The 25,888-nt window shown below is 55.6% G+C and carries 14 protein-coding genes and 1 pseudogene; 10 read left to right on the top strand and 5 right to left on the bottom strand.

Annotated elements, in window-relative coordinates; genetic code table 11:
• Positions 1-38 precede the first annotated feature (38 nt).
• The 10 genes and pseudogenes from B0G82_RS03925 to ltrA all read left to right on the top strand — a co-directional run bounded on the left by B0G82_RS03925 (position 39) and on the right by ltrA (position 21,623).
• Positions 39-4,835: an AAA family ATPase gene (locus tag B0G82_RS03925; protein ID WP_121306714.1), complete on the top strand. Its 4,797-nt coding sequence runs from the start codon at positions 39-41 to the stop codon at positions 4,833-4,835.
• A gap of 25 nt (positions 4,836-4,860) precedes the next feature.
• Positions 4,861-5,685, top strand: coding sequence for a hypothetical protein (locus B0G82_RS39330; RefSeq protein ID WP_147439441.1), 825 nt, complete (start codon positions 4,861-4,863; stop codon positions 5,683-5,685).
• A gap of 2,592 nt (positions 5,686-8,277) precedes the next feature.
• On the top strand, positions 8,278-9,399 hold the full coding sequence (locus B0G82_RS03920; protein ID WP_147439440.1) for a sulfotransferase family protein: 1,122 nt from the start codon (positions 8,278-8,280) through the stop codon (positions 9,397-9,399).
• Positions 9,400-9,482: 83 nt separating this feature from the next.
• On the top strand, positions 9,483-11,282 hold the full coding sequence (locus B0G82_RS03915) for a non-ribosomal peptide synthetase (RefSeq protein ID WP_121306712.1): 1,800 nt from the start codon (positions 9,483-9,485) through the stop codon (positions 11,280-11,282).
• A gap of 643 nt (positions 11,283-11,925) precedes the next feature.
• A complete protein-coding gene (locus B0G82_RS03905; protein ID WP_121306710.1) occupies positions 11,926-12,813 on the top strand; it encodes a DMT family transporter in 888 nt (295 codons plus the stop codon).
• Between the two features lie 73 nt (positions 12,814-12,886).
• Entirely contained in the window at positions 12,887-14,185 is a 1,299-nt protein-coding gene (locus B0G82_RS03900) for a SidA/IucD/PvdA family monooxygenase (protein ID WP_121306709.1), read from the top strand.
• Positions 14,185-15,225 (top strand): FAD-binding oxidoreductase, encoded by a 1,041-nt coding sequence (locus B0G82_RS03895; RefSeq protein WP_121306708.1) that lies wholly within the window; start codon positions 14,185-14,187, stop codon positions 15,223-15,225. The genes B0G82_RS03900 and B0G82_RS03895 overlap by 1 nt, the downstream gene beginning before the upstream one ends.
• 22 nt (positions 15,226-15,247) lie before the next feature.
• Positions 15,248-17,278, top strand: coding sequence for a class I tRNA ligase family protein (locus B0G82_RS03890; protein ID WP_121306707.1), 2,031 nt, complete (start codon positions 15,248-15,250; stop codon positions 17,276-17,278).
• A 95-nt stretch (positions 17,279-17,373) separates the two neighbouring features.
• Positions 17,374-17,967 (top strand): annotated as a pseudogene (cysC, locus tag B0G82_RS03885) (adenylyl-sulfate kinase); the annotation flags it as partial.
• Positions 17,968-20,234: 2,267 nt separating this feature from the next.
• Complete coding sequence (gene ltrA, locus B0G82_RS03870; RefSeq protein WP_121306705.1) at positions 20,235-21,623, top strand: group II intron reverse transcriptase/maturase; 1,389 nt, start codon at positions 20,235-20,237, stop codon at positions 21,621-21,623.
• 491 nt (positions 21,624-22,114) lie between these two features.
• Here the strand turns inward: ltrA and B0G82_RS03860 are convergent, their stop codons facing one another.
• The 5 genes from B0G82_RS03860 to B0G82_RS03840 all read right to left on the bottom strand — a co-directional run bounded on the left by B0G82_RS03860 (position 22,115) and on the right by B0G82_RS03840 (position 25,812).
• Positions 22,115-22,510 (bottom strand): hypothetical protein, encoded by a 396-nt coding sequence (locus tag B0G82_RS03860; RefSeq protein WP_121306704.1) that lies wholly within the window; start codon positions 22,508-22,510, stop codon positions 22,115-22,117.
• Between the two features lie 282 nt (positions 22,511-22,792).
• Positions 22,793-23,065, bottom strand: coding sequence for a hypothetical protein (locus B0G82_RS03855; protein WP_106307971.1), 273 nt, complete (start codon positions 23,063-23,065; stop codon positions 22,793-22,795).
• A gap of 259 nt (positions 23,066-23,324) precedes the next feature.
• The gene (locus B0G82_RS03850; RefSeq protein ID WP_206751608.1) at positions 23,325-23,729 is read right to left on the bottom strand and encodes a hypothetical protein; all 405 of its coding nucleotides are present in this window, start codon (positions 23,727-23,729) and stop codon (positions 23,325-23,327) included.
• 179 nt (positions 23,730-23,908) lie between these two features.
• Complete coding sequence (locus B0G82_RS39325) at positions 23,909-24,220, bottom strand: hypothetical protein (protein ID WP_147439438.1); 312 nt, start codon at positions 24,218-24,220, stop codon at positions 23,909-23,911.
• A 5-nt stretch (positions 24,221-24,225) separates the two neighbouring features.
• Positions 24,226-25,812, bottom strand: a complete 1,587-nt coding sequence (locus B0G82_RS03840) for a recombinase family protein (protein ID WP_277872751.1) — start codon at positions 25,810-25,812, stop codon at positions 24,226-24,228.
• Positions 25,813-25,888: the final 76 nt, after the last annotated feature.

Here is a 25,888-nt window from a genome sequence, read left to right as displayed (position 1 = left end):
TTCGTGTCGTCAACCAAAATACCATAAGAAGTGAGCTCATGCAAAAATTGAAAGACAGCCCCGATTCCTCTCAGTCCACGCATGGAAACCGAGGTTTTCTGCAGTTGGAGGTTGAGGAGGGGCGCTCAGTTAAAGCGTGGTTGACCGAGCAGCTCATTGCGTATGCCCATGCCAAGCTAGGCCAAGGAGGGCACGTTTCAAGCCAAGTTCCGTTGAGCGAGGTTTTCGTCGATCTGCCTGTAGTGGATTCCGCCTCCGCTAATCGCGACCCTTCCGAAAGACTGTACTTCTTGCGACAGCTCACTTCTTCGCCAATGCTCGACCTAAGGGAGGTCTTTGACGTGCATGGCGACGTCGGTTCCCATTCGCTCGGCGAAATTCGCAATGAACCTTCGTGGCGGAAACCTATAGCTCCGTCTCAATTACGTTTTCGAAACAGGAACTTTTCCGCGTGTCTCTTGATTGGCGGACCTGGACAGGGCAAATCGACGTTGGGACAGCTTGCGTGTCAGCTGCACCGTGCGAGTCTGTTGCTGCCATTCCGGGACGAGTTGACTTCCCACCAGCGTGAGTTTGTCGATGCATTCTGTTTGTCTTGGCAGCAGGAAGAACACCAATCTCCGATCTGTACCCTACCACAGCTCACCAAAACTCTTTTCCCCCTTCAGGTATCGCTCCCCGATCTTGCAACGTGGTTAAGCGGACATCAGTCAGATTTGGCACCGGGAATCCCGGCCGTGCTGCAGTTCTTATGCAATCTGGCCAGTGCAAAAAAAGCCGATCTGAAGGTCGAATCGCTGGCGAAATCTCTCCGATCAATGGAGTCATTGTTGGTGTTGGATGGGTTCGACGAGGTCGGATCCTCCCAAGACCGGGACATGCTGATTTCAGCAACGCGAGAGTTGCTGCATTACTTGGCGAAGTTCAATCAGCGGGTCCAGATCGTTGCGACGACTCGGCCGCAAGGCTACGCGGGGGAATTTGACAAGCTCGGTGTGGGATTGCGCCATTGTTACCTCGCCGCATTGAAAAAAGAAGAAGCTCTCGAATATGCGAGCCGCCTTGTTGCCAGTAAGCTGGCGGGCGTTGACGAGCAAGAGAAAACGTTGCGCGTCCTACGTGACGCCGCGGCCGAGTCGGCAACAGAAAATCTCTTGAAGACGCCGTTGCAGGTAACGATCTTGACTGCGCTTGTGCAATATGGGCGGGCGCCTCGCGAGCGGTGGAAGCTATTCGAGCGCTATTTTTCTATTACTTACGACAGAGAGATCGACCGACAAACATATGCTTCGCAAAGGCTTGCAGATTATCGTTCCCATATTGAACGTATCCACTCAAGAGTCGCACTTTTGTTGCAAGTTGAATCCGAAAAGTCCGGCGGTGCGGCAGGACGGATGGGCCGGGATCGCTTTCTCCAAGTTATCGATTCGGTGTTGCGCGAAGATGAGATCAGAGATGATGAGCGTGCACAGCTTGTTTCCGATATTGCGATTGCTGCGGAGCAGCGACTGGTGTTTCTGGTAGAGCCGGAGCCCGGACTGTTTGGATTTGAAATCAGATCGCTCCAGGAGTTCCTTGCCGCTTGGGAGCTAACGTCGGGACGCGATGCAGAAGTAGAGGACCGTCTGAGCCAAGTTTCGACGGCACCCATGTTTCGCAACGTTGTTATGTTCGCCGCAAGCCGACTCTTCAGCGAAGCATCGGCGATTCGCGATGTGTTCGCAGAAAAAATTTGTGCGAACTTGAATCGTGAGGATGCGGGCAAGCCGTGGAGGGCTATCCGCGCCGGGTCCGCGCTCGCATTGGAGGCACTCGAAGAGGGCACAGTATTAGCCCAACCAAAGCGCGCAAAGTCCCTGATGCAGATTGCAACAGGCGTATTAGATCTTCCACCGACTGATTATGGCGTGCGTCTTGTCCACGTTAGCAATGTCGATACAGAACTGATACTTCGGGAGTCTATCGAGACCAAGTTAATCAATATACAGAGAAGCGCGTCAGAGGAATCCTTTTCTGCCTGGGCGTGTCTTGTTGAGATGACGAATCAAGGAGATAGCTGGGCATTAAAAATCGGCGATGCATACTGGAACGATAAGCTCGACGTCTCCAAGGTGGCTCAAGCTTGCATGAACGCAGGGGTCGAGCTCGGTGATTGGATTGCCTCCAAGTTTGACGCTGCCTCCGAACGAATCGTGCCATCTTCGTTTTGCGATTGCCAGGTACCTGCGATTCCTCGTGAGCAATGCTCAAGATTCTGGTCTTCTTGGCTGGCGACCGTAGAGGCCACTGGGACGCCGTGGAAAGCTGTTGTTGGGCACAGCTCGCTGAAGTCCAACGAAATACGTCAGGCGCTGCTTGACTTTGAACCGCTCGGATCGAAGCCCGATTCTTGGAAGGTCGACATTGCCCTCGCAGAATTTCAGAGTGCACCGAGCAAGCAAAGGCTTGCCGACGCGTTGCGGCTGATCGCCGAAAACGTCCCGCAGGCTGAATGGGATAGCTTCCGACTGTCGCTCAGTTGGCCAATCATTGCGTGCTTGCGCTACGCAGCGTCTACCGCACATTTGGCGCGGCTCGCTGAGACGGCGGAAGCTGGTGGCCTCGGCGATGTTGACGACTGGGATGAAGCTCAAGCTGCATGGACTCGGGAGTTCGATCCAATACAAGTTTTGGAATCCGTTAGCGAGGAGTTACCTTGGACGATTAACTCGTTGAAATTGGCACCTCCGATTTTGGTTATAGATCACTGGTATTTTTGGGGAACGGACCCGTCTCGACCAACTCCGCGCTTTGTCCGCGACGTGCTATCTAAGAGTGCCGAGCTTTTTCGATCAATGAAGTCTCCCAGACTTCGTAGCTTCTTGGCGCACTTGTGCTTGCAGTCAGCGAAGCGACGAGTCAAATTGCAATTGACGCAATATCGTCAAGATTTTCCGGATTGGCTTGATGCGACAGGTAACGCGATTGATCATCTGATTCCGAAACCTTCGCTTCTTACAAAGTCGGAGTGGCTTGCGAGACTTGATACAAGTGGTCCTGGAGGAGTGGCTTGGTGGGACCGCTCCCCTAGCGACATATTTCAATCGCTGAAGCGTAGCCAAGTTCATTCAGCCGTGCTCGCATTTGCGTTGCGCGGCTTGGATTTCCACGGGCTTCATCTAGCGGAGGAATACGCGAAAAGTTTGGGCGACGTGTCCGAGAACGCACAGTTCATACGCCCCATTGCGGACCAGTCGTCGGAAGAGCGGGCGGCTCGCGCAATAATGGCAATTGCCTATGGCGTTGCTAAGGAAGAAGACGACGCACAGTTTGCGCTCTGGATCAAAGAGGCGGAAACCGCCAATCCTAGGGTCTGGGCCGCTTTAGTAGGGGCCGTAACTATTGGTCCAGTTGCGCCGATGCGCGCATCTGCGCTATTGGTTCAAGGGCTGGAGTCTGCAGCCTCGCGCACGCAAGTAGGGTCAATCTTGATTGATGCGTTGGTTTCTATAATCCAGAATCAGAAATCAGGCTTGGAAAATCTTGTCGTGTGGAATCGACTGGGATTGCCGAACTCCGCTACTGAGAATCTGAATCAGGCACTTGAAATCAACGCTTTGCCTGATCAACCGATTGTAATTGACCATATACATCTGCAAGATGTCCGCGGCTTTGCTGACCTTCTCGTTAATTTGACTCCGCCTGCGGAGGGGAAGGGGCAATGGACCGTTTTGATTGGTCCCAATGGGTCCGGAAAAACGACAATACTGCGCAGCATGATTTTGGCAGCTCGGAATGTCAAGGATCCTTCCATTTGGCCACGGGGGGCCTTTTCGGAGGGTTGGCAGCGCGTCCCAGCGGATGGCGAAAGAGTTTCCGAAAGCCGCATTGCCTTCCAACTTGCCAGCGAGCAGGTCTACGAAACTTTTATTCCCACTCTTCGACCGGAGGATATGGAGCAGGTCCCGCGCTACCCGGGTGCGAGAGCGTTTCCGATTTTTGCATATGGATGTCGTCGGGGGTCTGCGCTATCAGGAGCTTCGCGCGCGCTTGATCTTGGCGATGACAACGGCCCCGAGGTTGCCACGTTGTTCGATGATCAGGCGGGTTTGATACACGCAGAAACTTGGCTGATACAACTAGACGGAGATGCACCCAAAAGTGCACAGAGCCAGCATATATTTAACGCTGTGACTGAAGCCATGTGCGATCTTCTAGGACTAACCCGAGTATGGATCGAGGAGCGCCGGGTTTGGGTGAAGGAGGAAGGTAAGCCGGCGCTGCCCTTAGCTTGTCTGAGTGACGGTTACTTGACTAGTGCAGGTTGGCTGATTGATCTGATCGCCCGGTGGCTTACGCTAGCGGGGCGGGAGCAATACCCAATCACTTCGGACTTTATGTCGGAAATGCGTGGGTTGGTCTTGATTGATGAGATCGATCTTCATCTCCACCCCCAGTGGCAGATCGAGATCATATCGAAGACTAGAAAATTGTTTCCCCAGTTGTCGTTCTTGGTTACGACTCACAGCCCTCTGACTTTGGTCGGGGCAAAGGCCGAAGAAATTCGAATAATCGCTCGCAGTGGAGAGGATATTAGGATCAGCGACGGACCCGAAGATCCAATGTTACTAACGGGGGGGCAGCTGTACCGACAATATTTCGCGATTCGGGACATGTATCCCGGATACATTGGGCGAAAAGTTCAGCGATACAGCTTTCTATGCGGATACGCATTGCGAACCGACGACGAGCAGCAGGAGCTCGAAAACTTAAGAGAGCAGTTGAAGCAAGACGGCATTGAGCTAGAGTGGGAGGAGGTTGCGAGAATCCCGGTTGGTCGTGCGGTCAGCGATTGACGTTTGAGACATAGAAGAGCAAATAATGATACTAGTATCACGGGGCGACGAGCCGGATTTCCTTTCGCCGGTTCGCGCAGAACAGCTGGAAGTACTTCGAGCTTTGGGGCGGCCCCCAATATCAACGGAAATTAAGGGTTACCGCGTGGTGGCGGACGTGCTGTGGCGTGCGCAGCATTACAAATGCTGCTATTGCGAGACGAAGACGAAGAGCAGTTTCAACGATGTTGAGCACTATCGTCCCAAAGCTGCCGCTGACCGAAATCCGGGCTCGACCTTGCGGCATGGTTACTGGTGGTTAGCTTTTTCTTGGTCCAACTTATTATTTTCGTGCTCGTCTTGTAACCGCTCCGCAAAAAATGATCGCTTCCCTCTCGATCACGGTTCGACTGCGCTTGTTCATGAGCACGAGCCGCCGGGACAGGAAATTCCGCTGCTTCTTGACCCTTGTGGGCGTGAAAACCCGGTGGTTCATATAGAGTTTGTGCATAGGCCCCATGCAGCGGGAGGCAGGACGAAATATTGGTTTGCGGACGCAAGAGCAGGTAGTACACTGGGCGCAACAACCATTGAGGTATGCAATCTCAATCATCGCGACTTGCTTGATTTGAGGGGTGATTACTTTGATTTGGTCATTAGTTCATATATCGAAGCGCTGAGACAGGCCCTTCGCGACAGGAATCCAGATCAGGTCTCTTTCGCCTATGAGCGCGCAAAGGGGCTGCTTAGATCTCCCAATCAGTACGTTGCGCTGGCGTATGATTCCCTAAGGTCAGCGATTGACGAACGAATATTAGAGGAAATGATTGGGCAGCGCTGGCCTCAACCAACGGAAGTGGGGTCTCCGTAATGGTTATATACGGGATCTGACCTTGGGTAGCGGTTGACGCTCCCGACGCGGTTGCAAATCAAGACCATTCCTTGGGTTGTGGCGGATATCGATACGACTCGCGAGCAAACACTCTGCCGCCACCTGTATGCGGCGCCGGAGTGCTGGTCCCATGACGACAATGAGCGTTCCGACGAACTTCGACGCGAAATTTACGACCTGGCGAAAAGACTCAACAAATGGGTGAAAGTTGGTGACTGAGCGCTACAGCCAGGAAACCTTGCGAAGAACGGCGATGCTTATCCAAGAGTGCTTTCACATGTCGACCGCCCGCGCGACGCAACTGGCTGCCAAGGCGCTGGACGGGATCGATGCGCACGGACTCGACCTGACGATTGAGATACGGTGGTGACCACTGTAGATGTGGTCGTTCGGGCTTGGATTGCCAGCGGAAGCGGTCGATAGGAAATTTTATTTCCCAAAGACGATGTCGTCGACAGCCCGGATCAAGTCCTCGACTCGACCAAGTTCGGTATTGGGAATGTCTCTGCGACAATCTGCTCTCAGTGCTCATCAAGCGTCGCGAAGAGCACCCCAATCATCCGTGAGGCCACTTGTCAGCGGCCATGCGGAGAGCAAATGCCGCAAAGGTCGAACGGCACGACGTTCGCACCAGGCATCGAATAGCTCGGAGCATCTTAAACTAATCTGGTCCGGGGACATTGATTTGTTGATCATCGGCTGTCGAATGTCTGGAACTGGCTGCTTCCGGCCCAACACTGGACAGTCGATATCACTGTTCAGATCGATAACAATCGGGCGTCGCAAGCTCATACCAAGCGGAGCAGCACGGTCCGCTTAAAATCAAATCCCGTTTGACTACCAGCGCACGTCGTGAATCCGACTATTCGAACTGCGCGGCCCGAGGACGCTGACGCCCTTCAATCCTGTATCGTCAGTTGGTCGACGACGAGAATGTGAAGGTCGCCGAGTCCCGAGTCCAGATTATCGAGAACGACCCGCACACTCGGCTGCTGATCTGCGAGGTTGACTGCAATGCTTGAGGTCCTGTCCTAGTTTGTCTTTATGCAGATGCCATGTACTCCGCCTGGGCTTTCGCGATAATCGAGAACCTCGTCGTTGACGGCGAATGCCGTGGGAGTGGAATTGCCAACCGCTGATGCTTGAGGTCGGGCGATTTTGCCTGTTGCATAACTGCTCGAACATTAAGCTTCTTACTTCACCGTTTCGCATCGATGCCCACCGATTTTTCGAGCAAGTTGGTTTCCGCGATGATCGGAAGCGCGGGCTCGTCAAATACCGAAGCCACTTCGGTGCGACGTTCTGAGGTTGGCGGGTGCTCTTGCCCACAATGACACATTCGACAGATTACGGCCAACATGGCGACAATCGTTGGCGCACGTTGTGCCGAAGATTATCTAAGCCACCGGCAGCTACTGCCGCGTGAGCATTAGGTCCAAGTTTTGATTTCCGGGAATCCGTCTGTCCACCGGTTGTGTGGGATGGGCGTTGCTATGTGTGCCAGCAGCCGCCCCCATGGCGCAGGCTTCAATGCACATATCGAATATCGAAGCGGCGCTCGCCTGCTGATTGCGTTCGCGTCCAACGGTGGGCAGAGCGATCGCCGCGTCCGCGATTGCGCGCAAGCTGCGCGGCACCGAAAACCTTACTTTCGATGCGGTAGCCCTACGACGATGCTGAAGATCGCGGACACGCTGACAGCGAGAGACGTATTTGTTCGTCCAGTGGAAAGCTATATGAGCCATAGAATTTCATGCTGGACGGCTGGACGGACAAATTGATACAGGCATCCTGCAGACCGTAACGTCGTCTGCCGAATTTTCGCGAGAAGCTTGGGAGAATTGATCGACGCGCATATGCGCGTCGCAACTGCAACGATGGCGTTTGCGCAATGTCTCGAGCTACAGATCAAGACATCTGTTTCCTTGCATGAGGCGGCTCGAATCAAGGCACTTCCGTCGCTCGCGGAGAAGCCTCTTGGTTTCAATTCTCGGCCCGAACGTCAAACCGCACGGCTGCTTTTCGCCGCGTGATGCAGTGAGCGCCGACAGTGCGGCGAGCACGTCGCCCTCGCATTCATCATGCAGGCCAGCGCCGCTACCCACCATGAGGCCAATGAATGCGCGATGCCACAATCGTCGCGGCGACCGCCATGGCGAGGCCGAGCAGCGCGCCCGCCTGTCGCACGCATAGAGCAACCTTAAGGCCACGCCCGCCAGCTCTACGCACACTCATGAGCGTTGCATAGGGCGAGAACTGCGCGCGTCGCATGCGATACCGGCGCAAAACAAAAAAGCGGTTCCAGGCCCCAAGTTTATAACGGTCGTTCCAGTTAGTGTGTTCAACTATTGGGAATATACTTACGTTTTACCTCGCGAAGAATTACGTTTGTTTTGATTATTCCTATATCTTTCATTCTGTTGCTTCGTAATTCAATCCAAACCGCATAGATATTAATATTCAGTGAGTGCAAATAAATTGTTGTTGACGAATTTTGTACTCTCGGACATCATTTGTGCGGGCTGACGGAGACCAGTTTCAATTTCGCAATTCATGATATCCAGCTTTTGCATGGACTGGAGCAACTGGAATGCGCGCCCGGCCCGTATTGGCGATGACAACCGGCGCGTCGAGCGCAGTTGCTTTCGACGGCCAGTCGGTTGTCAAAACATCCATTATTATTCTGTGGACACCTTTGTGTCGAAAGGCTGCTGCATGTCTAAAAATTCTATGTCACGCATTGCGGATCTGATCCTTGCAGGCAACGACGCGATCTATAGCGAAAAATTGGATGCGGATGGAAAATACCAGAATGTGAATTTGACACTCCAGCAGTTCACTGATGACTGCATTGCGACCTTATCTAAGGGTTTCGCTGGAATGCGCGAGTCAGATTTCCCGGAAGCATTTATCGCGTGGGGCAAGTGCAGGGTTGGTTCGACCGCCCTCACCAATTTGTTTGGTATGGCCGGGCTTGATGCCTATTATCAGCCGGTAAAAACTGTTCTTCGACATGTTGCCTATGGAAGCTTCGGAGAATCCTGGTCGCTTTCTAAACCCGATTCGCCGGTATTCGCGAAAGAAATGGCTGGACCATATCTTTTGGCTGAATGCCTTTATAATCCGATAGAGATATTGATCAAATCAGGTTACCCCGCTAGGAAATTAAAGCTGATTATAGTTGATCGGGAGCCGGTGCGTTCGCTAGACTCGTGGATTAATAAATGGTCCGGCAAGTTGGATATCGAGCGTCTGGCGCTTAACTATTCAGCGGCAGCACTTAACGCGGTCCGTGTTGAGAGCTATGCAAACCGTAACGGAGTCGATATTCTTTATTACGTCTATGAGGCGTCCAAACAACCGGACGTCGCAATTCCTGCGCTGTTTCAAGCGCTGGGTATTGGCCACCGATTCACAGAAGACGTTATAGACAATTGGGGCGCGCGGGGTGCCCTCAACTCTGAACATGCGAAGGTGAGGTTTCCCGTTGAACCACCTCCATTTGTTGTCCCTGGCCTTCATGGCACTGAGGAGCGCTACGCTTATAAAGAGAGGAATCTACTGCGAGCATCCGCAGATTTGGCCGCTTTAATTCCGCAAGCGGTGACAGATGTATATGAGCGGCACTTACTACTATGTTGCGATAAGCTTGGTCTTGACGAACAAAACGTCCGTGTCGGAGAGCCAGCGTAACGAACGGCAGAAACATTGATGGCTGCCCGCCGGGCATTCGCATGGGCGTTGCGGCCCGTTGTGTCATTACTTGACGATTGGCGATGACTCCTTTTCGTACGTTAAAGCAGCTTATTGATAAATGGTTCCCCGCACAGCGGGCCTCAACCGCCATAATTGTTCCAGGCGAGGTTATCCTGTCTTATGAAGGACTGGGAGAACTCGTGGCGCGCCTTCGCCAGCTGCTATATGAGAAGGGCATGTCCCCCGGGATCCGTGTTGGCCTCGTCGCGCCGCGTGGATGGCAGGGACTAGCTGGCTTTCTAGCTGTTAGTTCTCTTGGTGCATGCGCCCCATTAAATCCGACTGCACGCCCAGCGGAACTGGAGAGCGACATCACTCAAATGGGACTTGATTTGGTGGTGGGCTTTGACTGCGACGCATCGATCGTCACGGCTGCTATCGAACTTGAGGTCGACTTCATACAGGTCTCGTCAGAATCGATAATTGCAAAGATCGACTCGCCGCGGATGTATCCGGTGCGCGGCTTCACCGGTCTTGAGCCAGCGCCTTCCGATACGGCCCTGCTGATGAAAACGTCAGGATCAACCGGGAATCCGAAGGTCGTCGAGTTAACTCACTCCAATATACTTGCGAGCACGCAATCGATCGCGACGATGTTTTCCTTGCGGCCGGAGGATCGATGTCTCAACCTCATGCCGATGTTTCATGTGCACGGTCTACTAAGCGCGAGCGTCGCCTCGTTAATTGCTGGCTCATCCGTCGTTTGCGTGAAATCGTTTGATGCCAGTGAAACCATCGATTATGTAGGTCGGCTTGGGCCAACTTGGCTCACCGCAGCTCCGACAATGCATCTTGCAATTTTGCGGGAACTTGATGCACGAGGAATCAGAATGCCAGCTTCGTCAAATGCCCTCCGATTTGCGCGCTCTTCTTCTGCTCCCATGCCTCTTGATGTCATCCAACGCCTTGAGGACGCATACGGAGCGCCGTTGATTGAGACCTACGGTCTAACGGAGTCCTCGTCGTTAATCACTTCCAATCCACTGCCACCGGGCAAACGCAAAGTCGGGTCCGTAGGACGGCCCGTTGGCGCGGAGATACGCGTGCTCGACGCTAAGATGGTAGATGCCCGCGCAGGAGAGGTTGGCGAAGTCGTCGTTCGCGGCCCCAGCGTCATCACGCAGTATTCAACCGCCGGTGACCAGTCGAACGCCTTCTATGATGGTTGGTTGCGTACAGGAGACGGGGGTTACCTCGATGCTGACGGGTATCTTTATATTACCCACCGGCTGAAGGAAGTAATTAAGCGAGGGGGCAATCAGGTTGTTCCGACGGAAGTCGATGCTCACCTGAGAAGCCACGCCGGCGTTTTAGAGGCAGTGACTTTTGGGATCGCCCATCCTACACTCGGCGAAGATGTGGCTGCAGCGCTTGTTGTCGAAAACGCTGCGGCGTTTGACACCACGCAAGCAAGAAGGAAGCTTGCCGATCAAATCAGCCTTTACAAGGTGCCATCACACCTCTTCATAGTTGCGGAGCTTCCCAAAAATCATATGGGAAAGATCATTCGGAACGAGGTGGCTAGCTTCTGCTCACGCATTACAGACGAAAGTGCACGATCGCCGAGCGGTCCGGACGAGCAACTGCTGCACGACATATGGTGTGACTGTCTGGGTGTCGGTTCGCTTTATGTAACAGCGAACCTGTTCTTGGCGGGCGCCGATGTGATCTTGGCGAGAGGCGTCAGCGACGAGATCCACAGGCATATCAATATCCGACTTTCTCCTCGTGAGCTATTTCTCGCGCCGACGATTGAGCAACAGGCTCTGATCGTGAATGAACGCGGTCTCGATCCGTCGACTTGGAAAACGAGATCGTAATGGAGCTTGTCATCGATGCACTGTCAAGCGCCAGTCTTCCAATGCTACGACTTTTCATTAACTCGATAGCCAGCAACGAAAAGACGAACTTCGTGGGCGATCTAGACAGTGTTGTCTCAGCGCAAATTGCGAAGCAAGCTGCCGTTGGCATATTTGATACCTCCGGTCAAATACTTGCATTCAGCGGTTTTGAGGTCTTGCTCGAAGGGGAACTGGCGGAAACGCGTAGCTGTTTCGTGGCTCCGCCGCTGAGAGGTCTAGGGATTCAGCGGCTCATGCACTACGCGCGCGCGCTGATGATCATCAGTGCCTGTGGGCAGAACTGCTCGGTTGTGTCGGCTACTAAGCCAACCAGCGTATTCGCGCAAAGGAACCTAGAGCTTTTAGGCTTCTCTGACTGGCCTCGGCCACATGATGCGGTGAGGACCACGTGCCGCGACTGCGTCATTAGGCTCATTGGCGAGGAGTGCTGCTGCCGCTTTTACGTTTGTCGTCCTGCCAACGTTGCCGCGCTTGCATCGCGCGTTGGCTGTGCGTCGCCGGAAATTCAGGAAGCCTGCCAACGAGGCATAAATATAGCTTGGGGTCCCGTGCTGTTAGGACTCTGTCGGCGTAATTCCAACGCAAAGGGCAACGATAGGTCATGACTGTCTCCTCGCGCCAAATAGCCGCGCTGTACGCTGTCGGCGTCTTCCTGTTCGCAGTGATGGACGCCCTGGCAAAGTTTCTCAGCTCGGGTTACCCCACTACACAGATCGTCTTCTTTCGTTCGCTATTTGGTTGCTTGTTTCTACTGTCGGTTGTGCTTGCGAATCGCAGAGGGGCCGCCCAGCGAGCAAGGTTATCGTCCGGACTGCTCGCGCGCGGACTTACTGTTGTGGCATCGCTTTACTTATTCTTCCTTAGTCTTCGATTTTTACCGTTAGCCACGGCTACGTCTCTATCGCTAGCTGCCCCACTTTTTATGGTGATGATCGGAAAGTTCGCTATGGGCGAGCGGATCGATAAAAGCCGTGCTGTATCGACGGCAATTGGGTTCGGGGGCGTCTTATTGATTGTCGGGCTACCAGGCTCTAGTGTGTTTAATCCTTACAGTTTGATCGGAATTGTCGCTGCATTCTTGTATGCACTGTCTGCAGCTCAGTCTCGCAAGCTATCGTCCCACCATCCTCCTCTTACAATCGCATTTTCGACAAATCTCGTGATGCTGTTAGCTTCGGGGGTCACGACCATTGCCACTTGGCAGTCTCCTCCTGCTGGCGATCTGCTCATATTCCTGTGTATGGGAGTTTGTGGTGCGACTGCCAACTGGATCTTTTCCGTCGCCTATCAGCGCAGTCGGATATCCAACTTCGCGGTTCTCGAATATACGATCCTTATTTGGGCCGGCTTGTTCGGGTATGTTTTTTTCGCAAGTGTGCCAAGTGGTTTAGCGATACTCGGCATGGCCCTTATCGCAATTGGTGGAATCTACTCGGCGATGCATAAAGCCGCCGAGTCGAAGGTAGGCGAAACCACTGCAGTCGGGTAAACCGCCGGTAACCTCAAACGGCATCCTTGTATCAGTTCGAGTTTGTACACGTGAACACAGTGGACTAATCATTATGCACTTCAATTGTGTAGGTGTCGGCTGCGGCCCTTCGAATTTGAGCGCCGCCTCTTTGCTCCACAGATCGGCTGTGACCAATATCTTCTTTGATAGCAAGCCGGATTTTTCCTGGCATGAAGGGATGATGCTAGAAGATGTCACGCTGCAAGTCTCGCTGTTCAAGGATTTAGTCACCCTCGCTAACCCAACCAATCGCTTCTCGTTCATCTCTTATCTTCACGAGCACGGTCGACTCTACCAGTTCTTGAATGCACGTTTCGAAAGCCTGCTAAGGAAGGAATTTGCAATGTACCTTCGCTGGGCCGCCAAAACAAACGAGAATGTGGTTTTCGGCGAGGCTGTCTTAGACATCTCGTTTGTCGACAATAGGTTCGTTGTTGCCACAACTCAACGCCAAGTAACGGCTGACCATGTTGTGATCGGGGTGGGTACGGTGCCCAAAACCCCATCCTTCGCCAGCACCTCTCGCGGGCAGTTCCACGTTAGCGAGACAGCAGCTAACCTTCACACCGTTGCGGGAAAGCGCGTGATAGTTGTCGGTGGCGGCCAATCTGGCGCGGAAGCGATTCTTGCACTACTACGTATGAGTCGGGGCGAAGCGCCAGCAAGCATCAAGTGGGTGTCGCGGCGGGAAAACTTCTACCCTATCGACGACTCGCCCTTCACCAATGAGTTTTACACCCCTTCGCACTCGGAATTTTTCTATCAACAGCCGCCCGACTTTAGACGGTCGTTTCTCGATAGAAATATGCTGTCCAGTGACGGAATATCGGAGCAAACACTGCGCAGCATCTATCAACGAATTTATTCGCTGCGTCATATTGAGCATTCCGAAATGAACATCGAGTTGCTACCCTACCGTGAGGCACAAAATATCGAGCGAGCGACTGGAGGGTGGAGCTTGTGGACAGTGCGGCTTCACGACGGAGCGCCCGAAGTCTATTGGGCCGACGTAGTTATATGGGCCACCGGTTTCAGACCCGCCGACATGCCGTTTCTCGAGACCTTGGCGCAACGGATGGAACGCAGTGGCCAAGAGATAAAAGTCGATCGCTATTTCTGCGCGCAGTGGGACGGTCCCGCTAATCGGCATGTCTTCCTGCTGAACGGCGCTCGCAGTCAGCGGGGACTTGCAGATCCGAACTTAAGTTTGAACGCATGGCGAGCACAGACGGTGATTAACCGAATGCTGAACAAAGCGGAATCACTTCCGATTGGCACGCATTCGCTCATCGATTGGCACAAGCCAGGCGATGTACACCAGTGTTACCGAGACCTACAAGGAGCCTGTTAATGTCGCAAAAGCGTATAGCTGTCGTTGGCGGCGGGATCGTGGGATGTATGACAGCCCACCGCCTCCTAGAGGTAGATCCGACGTGTCAGATTACCTTGATCGATAAGTCACTCGTTGGGTCAGGAGCGTCGCGATTTTCAGCCGGCGTGCACTTCCCGGTCGGACGTAGTTCGCGTGTGCGCAAGATGAGTATTGAAAGCGCCGACTACTACTCTAGGCTAGTCTGGAGGGACAATGAACTTCCCATCTACCCGGTGGACTTTTTGGTTGCAGCTGCATCTAAGGATGCGCTCGAGGTGACGCAGCGATGTATCGGGCTTGAGGATTATCCTGCGGCAAAGCGCATGGACATCAAAGGGCTTAGTATTCCTGAAGGATTCGATGTTTGGCGGATGCCCGGCTGTCAAGTCGCGAACGTCTCCGCGCTCGTACAAATGCTCGCCCAACGAATCAGAAATCGCATAACTATTCTTGAGAGTGTAAGTGTTGACTCCCTCAAGGAAGGACGTGACAGCGTGCAGATTGAACTTTCGTCAGGCGTGAATCTGCAGGTGGATAGAGCCGTTTTATGTCCCGGCCCATGGGCGAATGATGGCGTGTTCCGTAGCTACACAGACGCCCTGTCTATCCGCACCAAAAAGGTCGTGGCGCTTCATCTTGACGGATCGGTCGACATCGCGGTCCCAATTCTTTTCCCGATCGACGATGTATTCATCGTGCCGTTCGCGTACCGGGGCCACTGGCTTTTCAGCTATACGTGTGAAGATTGGGACGTCTGCCCAGAGGATGATCGAGGTTGCGTCTTGACCACCGCCGAGATGGCGGAGGCGCGGCACTGGCTAGATCGTTATGCGGGGCCACTTGGGCGCGATGTACGTGCTGGTCGCGTGTTTTATGACGCCTACAGCCCGAACGGAGAACCCATCGTGGCACCTGTCGGAGCGAGCGGAAACCTCATTTTCGCTGGGGCAGCAAATGGCTCCGGCTACCGATTGGCGCCCGCGATAGCGATCGAAGCTGCACGTGCTGCATTCAACTAACAATGATCATGGAGTCAGTCGTATGTGGATTACGCAAATGGAAACAAACGAACTCCGCGACGCGTTTGGCATTCAACTTGAGTCACTGGGCGAGCGCCAGCTCGCATGCGGCGCTTCCGTTTTTCCGTCGTACGGTGTGGTCAAAGCTGGGACCCAATCTGCGCATCACCGGCATGACGAATGCGAGGTTTTCGTCATCCTATCCGGCGCCGGAGAAATCGTTTCCGAAGGAAAAGCGCATCCAGTGCACGCGGGTTCGTTGATTTTTATCCGTCCGTTTGAGGAGCATGTCATTCGGAACACTGGCAGTTCGGATCTCCATTTCGTGGACCTCTACTGGCGTGATTCTGCAGCCCGCGCGCAGGCGGCTAAAAGCAACGCCAAAGCTCGCCTGGCCGACCGACCTGTTTTCGTATTTTCAACGCCTCCAACGCCTAACGGTGACCTCCACCTCGGCCATCTCTCTGGACCGTACTTAGCTGCAGACGTGTATGTGCGGTATCTGCGTGCAACGGGAGTCCGAGCGTATCACTTAAGCGGCAGCGACGACTACCAAAGCTACGTCGTGGGCCGCGCACGGCAGGAACGGTCAACGCCTCGCGCCGTGGCGGCTCATTACTCAAGTGAGATCTTGGCCACCCTGAAAATGATGGAAATTCATCTCGACCAGTACACAGTTACCGATCAAGATGAGCAATATGCTGGCGGCTTGCAGGGTTTCTTTTCTGCATTAGTCGCCAATGGGGCAAAAGAAATGTCAACGCCCGCGCTGGTTGATGGCGAGAGCGGAGCCTACCTCTATGAGGTCGACGTGGCAGGCGACTGTCCCACTTGCGGTGAACCTTCCGGAGGAAACATCTGTGAGCAGTGTGGCGAACCAAACACCTGTGTGGAGTTTGCCTCGCCGCGGTCAAAGCTGTCTGAGAAAGCGCCACTACAAAAACCCCTGCGGCGTTACTGCGTGACCCTGGATGAGTTTAAATCTGTCGTGGCGGAACATCACCAACGCTCCAAAGTGTCGCCTCGACTGCAGGAACTCGCAGCGAAGGTGATGAAACGCGATCATTTCGTGATTCCTATCACTCATCCGGCCGACTGGGGTGTACCTCCGATCGAGCGCACTGACGGCAATCAAGTGATCTGGGTCTGGCCAGAAATGGCGTACGGATTCCTTCACGGCATAGAGGTGTTAGGCAAACGGTTAGGTGAAGAATGGCGTGCGAATGCCCCACAAGCGGATTGGAAGATCGTTCACTTCTTCGGGTATGACAACAGCTTCTATCACTCTATCCTATACCCAGTGCTCTATCATCTGGCGTTCCCACAGTGGCAATGCGACATTGACTACAACGAAAATGAATTTTATTTGCTAGATGGGCTGAAGTTCTCGACGAGCCGCCGACATGCGATCTGGGGTAAAGATATCCTTCGTCCCGAGACAGTTGACGCCGTTCGCTTCTACCTGGGCTGGACTCGCGGCGAAGAGGGACGAACAAATTTCACGATGAAAGAGTTTCGCCATGCGATTGACACAGTGCTTATAAAGCAGTGGCAAGGTTGGTTGTCATCCCTCGGAGCGCGAATAAAAGACTTCGGAAATCTCGCTCCCGAAGCAGGACGATGGACGGTGCGTCATATTGGCTACCAGACAGCGTTGGAGGCGCGTCTTGGAATGATCTCGGCGTTCTATGATGGGAACCAGTTCTCTCTCAACAATGTCGTCACCGAACTGAATTCCTTAATAAACGACGTGCGTCGGTTTGGCACCTCAAGCGAACGCATTCGGCAGGATATGTCTTTATGCGACGAGTATCGGACATCCGTCGCGCTCGAGTTAGCAACCGCGCGGCTGTTGGCCGTGGTTTCCGCCCCTCTTATGCCAACGTTTGCCTCTCGGCTTGCAGAGGCGCTCGGTGGTATAGATTTAGGACGCTGGCCAGACGCCGTCGAAATGATAGATGCGGGAACGCATATAGCACTTGAATCGTGCACATTTTTCCAAAGTATTGCGCCGGATCTCGCCGCCGACTCTTCCGCTGCAACGCTCGCTTAGAGACTGCCGCTTCACCGTTCATGAGTGTACTTACCTTGCCCCCAATCCTGACCATGCCAAACCTTAACTCAGCGACCGAAGGCGACAATGAGGCCGCGACGCGTCGATCAATCCATTGGCAGTCCTTTCGACTTGACATGGCGGCTAGAGCAGCACAAAAGCGACAACGCCCTCTATGCATTTGGTTCACGGGGCTCTCAGGTGCTGGGAAGTCGACAATCGCCAATTTGCTGGAGGAGCGACTGTATGCCGAAGGCAAGCATACATACGTGCTCGACGGCGACAACGTGCGCCACGGGCTAAGCTGTGATCTTGGGTTTTCTGAGGCTGACCGCGATGAGAACATCCGGCGCGTCGCCGAGGTGGCGAAGCTTATGGTTGATGCGGGCTTAATAGTATTAGCGGGGTTTATATCACCCCTTGCACGACAACGCCAGCTAGCAAGACAATTGTTCGACGAGGGACGTTTCTTGGAAGTGTTCGTGGACACACCACAAGTGGAGTGTGAACGGCGCGACGTCAAAGGGCTTTACGCTAAGGCGCGCCGTGGAGAGTTAGCCAATTTCACCAGTATCGACAGCGAATATGAGCGGCCGGAACGGCCGGACATACACCTGTTTACGGAACGCCAGCCGCCGCGTGCGTGCGTTGAGGAAGTTCTACAATATATAAAGGCGCTAGAATCGTGACTTCGTTGAAGCAACGTGAGCTGGAAGCTTTGTGTATGACTGCCGAGGCGGCGGGCGACGAAGTCATGAGGCGGTATGGCTGTTGCCAGTCGCCGACACTTAAGCTAGACAATTCGCCTGTCACAGAAGCGGATCTTTGCGCTGACGCGGTTATCCGAGAGCGACTGGGCGCAGCGTTCCCGGATGTCTTTATTCTCTCTGAAGAGTCGGCAGAGAGACCCGTTCTCGATACTCAACGTCTTTTCATAGTAGATCCGCTAGACGGCACAAAAGAATTTCTAAATCGCAGTGAAGAATTCACAGTGAATATTGCCTTGGTGGATAAGGGGGTTCCAGTCGCTGGCGTGGTCGTGGCCCCGGCCCTCGGTGAGGTGTTCTACGCGGCGAATGGGCTTGGAGCTTGGAAACGCAAAGGCGGTATCAAGACTGCGCTACGCGTTTCGCATGGCCGGACGGCACTTCCTTTGCGGATCATAGGTAGCCGTTCCCATAACGTCGACGCAGTCGCAGATTGGTTGGCGCGCTTGCCGTTAAGCCATACGTTTGTTGCCGTTGGGAGCTCGCTGAAGTTCTGCAGAATCGCGGAAGGAAGTGCGGATGCGTATCCTCGCTTTGGACCTACTAGCCAATGGGACACGGCGGCGGGCCAATGCATACTCGAGTCGGCTGGTGGAGCGGTCGCCGATTTGTCGGGGCGTGCCTTGTTGTACGGCTTAGACAGGCCAATCGTCAACCCACCATTTATTGCGTTTGGCAACCCCCGACTGCGACGGTGGCTCGCATCGTCCATTCTGACCGACATACCTGGCGCGATCCGCGCTTAGGCCATCGCGACCCGGAAGTAGAACCGCTCGCACGACCAGGAACCATAGTTCTTCGGGAAGCGTGCGGGCGATTATAACGGTCTGCGACCAAGATTTGCCCTATCTGAAGCTCACCCACAAGCGATGACGCACGAGCACCGATCGAATGTAAGCGCGCAGAGATCGGTGTCCAGCACTCAGCGATTTGAGCGACAGCGCTATGTGGCTGGTTGAGGCTCGTCGGGAACGAGCACAAGCCCACGATGTATTCTTCGACTGAGACGACGCCTAGTTCGCCAGAGCATCGAGCAGGCTCGTCTACGTTGACGGCCCGGTTGGCCCAACAGCATCACATAAAGCTTGAATGCAGCGGCAACGATGCGTCGCTGCTATCGGCCATGATCGAAACGCCAAGACGGTGAACTGAAGGTCTACGTGCATCGCGACGCGTCGATTGTAAGCGCGCGAAAATGGGCGTCTACCGCTCACGGATCCGATGGTGCAGGCTATGTCCTTTGAAAATCAGTGGACACCTTATGACAGTACAAAACTCAGAATCGTCTTGCCTGAGTCGTCACCATAGGCAAGGACGGCAAGCGCCGTTTTGATCGACGAACCAAACCGCGGTTGCTCGATGGGCTTGCCATGGGCCCGGCGCGTCAGTAGCGGGGCTCGCACTCAAACACGGCGTCAAGACCGATCTCCTGCGTAAGTGGTCAAGCTGCACCGGCAGCGGTTAGCTGATGATTCAACGCAGTCGCCGACGGCAAAGTCGGTATTCGTGCCGGTCGTTATGGCGAGCGGCGACAGGCGCTGATCGAACGCAAAGCCGCCAAGTCTTCTTCACTGGCGGCAACGGCTAGTCGAATACGTTGAGCCAGACCATGACATCCACTGTGAACGTCCAGACGTAGTCGCTCATGCCGTAAATTATGTAGTAGATTCGGTCCCGCGCAAATCGTCACGACTGAGTCTATCAGTGCAAAACCGACCGCGAACGGCCGCTTTGGAGAAAAGTGAAGGTCGCTTTTGGGTGTGCGCCGTGAAAAGGCGGCGTTTTCCAGCGGGTGCAAGCCCCGCCCGGCAACCGCTCCAGCCGGAAGCAACTGGAGCAGTCATGGAGGTAACGAAGTGGCTGAAGCCTCTGGTAATGCGTGTCACGAATAGGTGACAGCGCGAGTGTGCAGGCCGTAACGCGAGTGAACGCCGAGCAAACCTCGAAAAGGACGATGCGCAGGCCGACCCGGCAACCCTATCGGGGAAGGCTGATACGACTGGGTGAATGAGCAGGCTGGACGCCCAGTCGCTGCGCCGGGGTAGTGGCGACAGCATGTACACAAGGAAAGCGTACGCAACACGGGAAGTCCCTCGGCGTGGTCAGGGATGACCAACCGGACGCCCGCGAGGGACAGGCCGGGCGCCTTGGGATGACGGAGAGGCCCGTAGTACCGGTGAAGCCGGGTAATGCCGATGGAGGGAAGGGGCCTCAGTTCAAGACAGACGCAATACGTAGTGAGGACGTGGAGATTGGGCAACCTATCAACTCCGATTCGTGCTCAGAAGCTGCAGATGGCGTTACACGCGAAAGCGAAGGCAGAAGCCGGGTATCGCTTTTACGCGCTGTACGACAAGATCTATCGCGAGGATGTGCTGGCGCATGCGTACGCACAGTGTCGATCGAACAAGGGCGCACCGGGTGTCGATCGACAGGACTTCGCGGAGGTCGAAGCGTACGGGGTGCAGAAGTGGCTCGGCGAACTGGCGCTTGCGCTCAGGCAGGAGACTTACCGGCCGGACCCTATCAGAAGAGTGTTTATCCCGAAGGCCAACGGCAAGCTGAGGCCATTGGGTATCTCGACCCTGCGGGATCGGGTGTGCATGACAGCAGCGATGCTGGTGCTCGAACCGATCTTCGAAGCGGACCTTCCACCGGAGCAGTACGCTTATCGTGCGGGCCGCAATGCCCAGCAGGCGGTGATCGAGGTGGAGGAGCGGTTGCATCGAGGGCAAACGGACGTTGTTGACGCTGATCTCGCGGACTACTTTGGAAGTATTCCGCACGCCGATTTGATGTTGTCGCTCGCGCGACGCATCGTTGATCGGCGTGTGCTGCATCTGATCAGGATGTGGCTGGAATGCCCCGTTGAAGAAACCGATGACCGAGGTCGGCAGAAACGGACGACGGAGGCTCGAGACAATCGGCGCGGGATTCCACAGGGCTCCCCCATCTCACCACTGCTGGCGAATGTTTACATGCGCCGGTTCGTGCTGGCGTGGAAGAAGCTCGGGCTTCAGCGCAGTCTTGGCAGTCGAATAGTGACCTACGCAGACGATCTCGTGATCCTGTGCAAGCGAGGCAAGGCTGAAGAGGCGTTGCTGAAACCGTGCGAGATCATGAGCAAGCTGAAGCTGACGGTTAACGAGGAGAAGACGCGAATCTGCAAGGTGCCAGAAGGTGAATTCGACTTCCTGGGTTTTACGTTTGGGCGGATGTACTCGGCAACGACTGGTCAGGCCCGTATGGGCATGAAGCCGTCGAAGAAGAGTATCCGGCGCATGGTCGAAAAGATTCATGCGATGACCGCCCTCAGGACGGTATGGCAAGAGACCACGGAGTTGGTGAGCAAGTTGAACCGCACGTTGCGCGGCTGGGCGAATTACTTCCAGGTAGGAAGCGTCAGCCGGGCATACCGAGCAATCGACAGCTACACCGCGACGCGGTTGCGCCGGTGGCTACGCAACAAGTACAAGCTCAGACGTCGCAGGGGCGGGACTTATCCATCCCCGCATCTCTACGGGTACTTCGGTCTCGTACGTCTGAGCGCACGTGGGGGCGTAGCCTGGCGTGTGTGAAGGCGTGATGTCTTGTCCGAGAGCCCAGTGCGGGAGATCTGCACGCTGGGTTCGATGAGCGGGATGTGGAAACGGGGTTACGGCGAGGTTATTGGGGCACCGCCAGACGAAAGAGGCGGTAACAGACAAACCGAGCCTACCGCTACCGCGCCACATCTCGACTCTACCGACAGCACGCGTTCGCGGATGTGAGAGTCGCCGCTCCGGATCCGGATCCGGTTCCGGCGAACGGCCGGTTAGCAGCGTGCAGCCGCCCGATGAGGGCCGGTAGCTGAGCGTCGGCATTGGCCGAATTGTGCGGATGGTTCGTCCGTCGGGTCCGGGAAGCTGCGGGCGGTCCAACGACAGACCGTGGACGCACTGGGAAATTGGCGGGCAAACTTTCGACTCGCATGGGGGTGAGCAATGGCTATCCGCAGCCGACCCTAAGTTGACTGGCGCAGGACAGCGTGTCTTGCAGGGTAAAATTAGAGATCGCTCAATGCAGCGCACTACTTTTGCGCAACGAAGCTGGCGCAGATCTGGTGAATATCGCAAACGATCGGCGACCTGTAGTCGAGCCTCCATCCGTCCGCGAAGAGCGGTGTCAGCGAGCGCTCCGTAGTTAGCGGGAAGGTTCGAAGGATGCCCGGCGCCAGTTCGGCGGCTGCGGCCGCCAGCGCAATCCGATCCTGCCAATGACATGTCGCTCCATTCGCTTTCAGCCAGATACGCGAAGACTCGACCAGGTGATCCGTGCGTAACCAGCTGCCGGTTCGCGCCATTGCGACAAGCTCCCCAATCACCAGGTAGCAGAGGAGTTCAGCGCGTGCCTCATCATCGAGCTTCTCAGGGAGTAACATGTCGAACGACGTTTCGGATCTGTAGCCGGCCACCAGGTGGCGCATGGTCGGGACGTGCGGCGACAACCGGCCGCCGCGGTGATGGGCGCCGACTGGTGCCGATTACTGGATGGTCAGGCCTCACCGCTCAGTCTGCATGGGGTTCGTCTGCATTGAATGCGCTGGACGATGGCGCTGAACCGTTCTTCGCCACCGTGCGTGTGAACGCACTTCCCGTCGGGAGCATCGCTCGTGCTGACCGTTGCGCCACGACCCCGCCAATGCAGTCTGCTACAGAGGCCCGTTTTCGCATCCTGAGCACAGCGCGCAGCCGTGCGAGCCGGGACACTATTGCGCCGCGGTCAGTTTCAGCCCGGGCCTCAATGCCGGCGACGGTTCCTGCAGGCCTTTGCGCTCGTCGGAGACCTGCTCGATGCCTTTACTGGCCACCTCCTCCAGAAAGGTCAGCCGGGCCCGATAGTAATCAACGCGTAGCTGTGCATCGAGCACGTGCTGCTCGGCCTGGAACAGTTCCATGCGCAGGTCATTAAGTGCACGTTCCGCCTGTTTCTCGGGAGTGGGCGCGTGATGTGAAGCCCAGTTTGCAAGCCATCGCAGCATGGTGAAGCCCTCCTGTCGTCGGGTGCCCGGCCACGACAAAGGCTATCAAAGTCTGGAACGACTGTCTGTCAAAAAACGCCAGCGCGACACATGTTGCATAAACGGCACAGCGACGCCTGAGTGCGACGGAGGTGTGATAGCACTAGTCGGCGTATGCGCCGCACCCTCCCTGTGGGAATGTCAGGCGATCCGCACTGCCTGCACACTGCACGCGTGCCAGTGTTGGACCCCTTTACCTTAGGTTATGGCGGGACCCGACCTAATGGCTGCAGACCGGTCGTGATCCTGCACTGACCGGGGTATAAGCAAGCTTCATCGGCCGTTTTGCATGCCTTGCGCATTCCGATCGCGATGCCATCCGCCCGAGGGTGACCGCGTTACCGGGATATCGCGACTGCAGCCACAACCTCACTACGTCATTGCGCATCCAGCTCCCCACAAAACTGGCAGTCAGCGCGAGCAGGAACAGGTCATCGTAATACCCTGCCGCCAGCTCCTGCGCGACAAGTTGCACCCTGATGAGCCCACGCTCCATGTCCGCCAGACGTCGCACACCGTCGCGATCAGATTGCCGTCCCCGTGGATCATCCGCCCGAAGGCCAGCGGGCGTCGCCGCCAGCAGTGCGCGCGCAAAATCGCCGCTGCAGTTGTTCTGCCGCACCATCACGCTGGCCACAGCGACCTGGCGGGATGGCACCATCCGAGCCAGCGCGGTATGGGTCCGTTCAGGCAGTCTGTACCCAGTCAACTGGGCAGCTGCCTCTGGGCAGATTCCAGGCGGACACGCGCGATCCGCTGACTGTCTGTCGGATCGCGCGACATATCGGGAAGGACGGGCATGGGTCACGTTGAGCGGCCTTCAAGGTGATCGCGAAGGCGTCGGGGCATGGTGACAAATCCCTGCGATCGCAGGAGAGCGACGAACGCCGCATCAGACAGGAGTTCCGCCAGCACGTTGCCGACAATGACCCTCTCGACGCGGACGGCTTCCATCTGCCGGATCGCCGTCTGTTGGCGCGCTCGCTCCAGCATCAGGACTTTCCGGGCCTTGATCTGCGGCGACGATCGGGATTTCGCGCGGGTCGACGCGTCGCAGCCGGACCCGACCTCCTCTTCGCCAGGACAGATAGCGGTGCGTGGATGATCTTTTCGCATAACGATTACTTCGTAGCAGGGTGGCACGCCGCCGGCAATACTTCCAGCGGCACGTTGGCGGCAAGCTCGATCAGTGATGTAAGATCGGGATGCCGGTACGGCTCGAAATGAGACTGGCCGTACCGGTACAGCACGGTGTATTCGCCCTTCGGCAGACTACCCTGGGGGAGAATGTGAAAGTCGAGCAGTTCCTTGCCTGCGCGCTCAATGCGGCCATACACGAGAAAGTCGATCGCAAAGCAATCGGGCCAGCGGGCGATCCAGTACGGCAAATGTCCCTGGATCAGCCACGGGCTCCGGATAACCAGTTGCAACCGTAGTGCGCCGTCGATGCACAGCGTGCCCGTGTGTTTCTCGTACCGGACCTGATGACCCAGCTCCCGCAGCTTGTCGGTCGTCCCATCAGCAACGCGCCGCTCCATCAGGTGCTCGACGTACCGGTTTTCGGACCGCTCGGGATTCAGGTTCGGTGGGTATCCAATGATCTTGTATGCCTTATACAGACTCCCGAATTCGTGCATTACCTGTTCAACAGACGGCGCACTCCGGTAGTGCCTCAGTGTTGCCTGATTGAGTCTGCCTGCTCTCGTGACCACCTTGCGCAGGCCTTCAATAATCTCGTTTCGTGTTGGTCTACGTCCGACGCGTGCCATTTTCTGCTGGACAGCGGCAAAGATGCGCCGGTCGACAACCGGTTCAAACGCGTCTGGAACGCGGATCCATTCCTCCCGCGGCAACTGCTCCCAGCCACGGTCGAGTTTCGAGGTCGTCCGGCTGTAGACATTGGTGCCGATGTACTTTTCGTTGCGCAGGATGTCCAGTATGTTGGCGCCTTGCCAGGTGCGGCCAGCACCGTTGACTATTCCAAAGCTGTTCAGGCGCCGCGCGATTGCCGCCGCGCTGACCGGTTGCATTGCGTACCATTCGTAAATCTTGCGGACCAGCGCGACATCGCGTGGCGGCCCCGGCGCGACGATGATGCGGTCAGTCTGTACGCTTTTGTATTCACGCGGAGCGAGGCACCGACGCTCGCTGTTATCCCGGCCGACCAGAATGCGCTGCAATCCAAATCCGGGGGGGCCACCCGCATGAAATCCACGCCGGACGTTCAGGCAGTGCCCGAGAAAGACCTTACGTGACATCTCGCGACTGAATTCGCCGGCCATCGCCCGCTTGAGTGCCTTCAGTATCGACGTGGCAGGAGTGCTATCGTTCTCGAACGGCTCGGCGACATAGATGACGTCGACACCGGCGCGGCGACAGGTGTATTCGTAGAACGCACTTTCATCGACATCCTGGAAGCGTCCCCAGCGACTGACGTCGTACACCAGCACGCTAGTGAATCTGCGCGCCGGATTCTCTACGTCGATCAATAGCTGGATCAGTGCTGGGCGTTCACGCAGCGTCAGTCCACTGATCGCAGCATCTTCATAGTCCCGCACAACCCGGATACCGTGCGCGGCGGCATATCGTGCGATCGCTTCGCGCTGGAATACAGGTGAGTACTCCTGGTGGTCGGTGGACATGCGGATGTACTGCGCGGCGCGAACGGGCGCAGCGGGCTGGGTACGGCACGTCCGCGCGGAAGGCATGATATTTCCAGTGCTCACACATTAGTGCTAGCGCTTTTCCGGTCAAAGTCAAGACGAACGATCGCTGGCGACCGAA

The sequence above is a fragment of the Paraburkholderia sp. BL17N1 genome (assembly GCF_003634175.1).
Taxonomy (GTDB): Bacteria; Pseudomonadota; Gammaproteobacteria; order Burkholderiales; family Burkholderiaceae; genus Paraburkholderia.
This window is presented reverse-complemented; position numbering and strand designations above follow the sequence as displayed.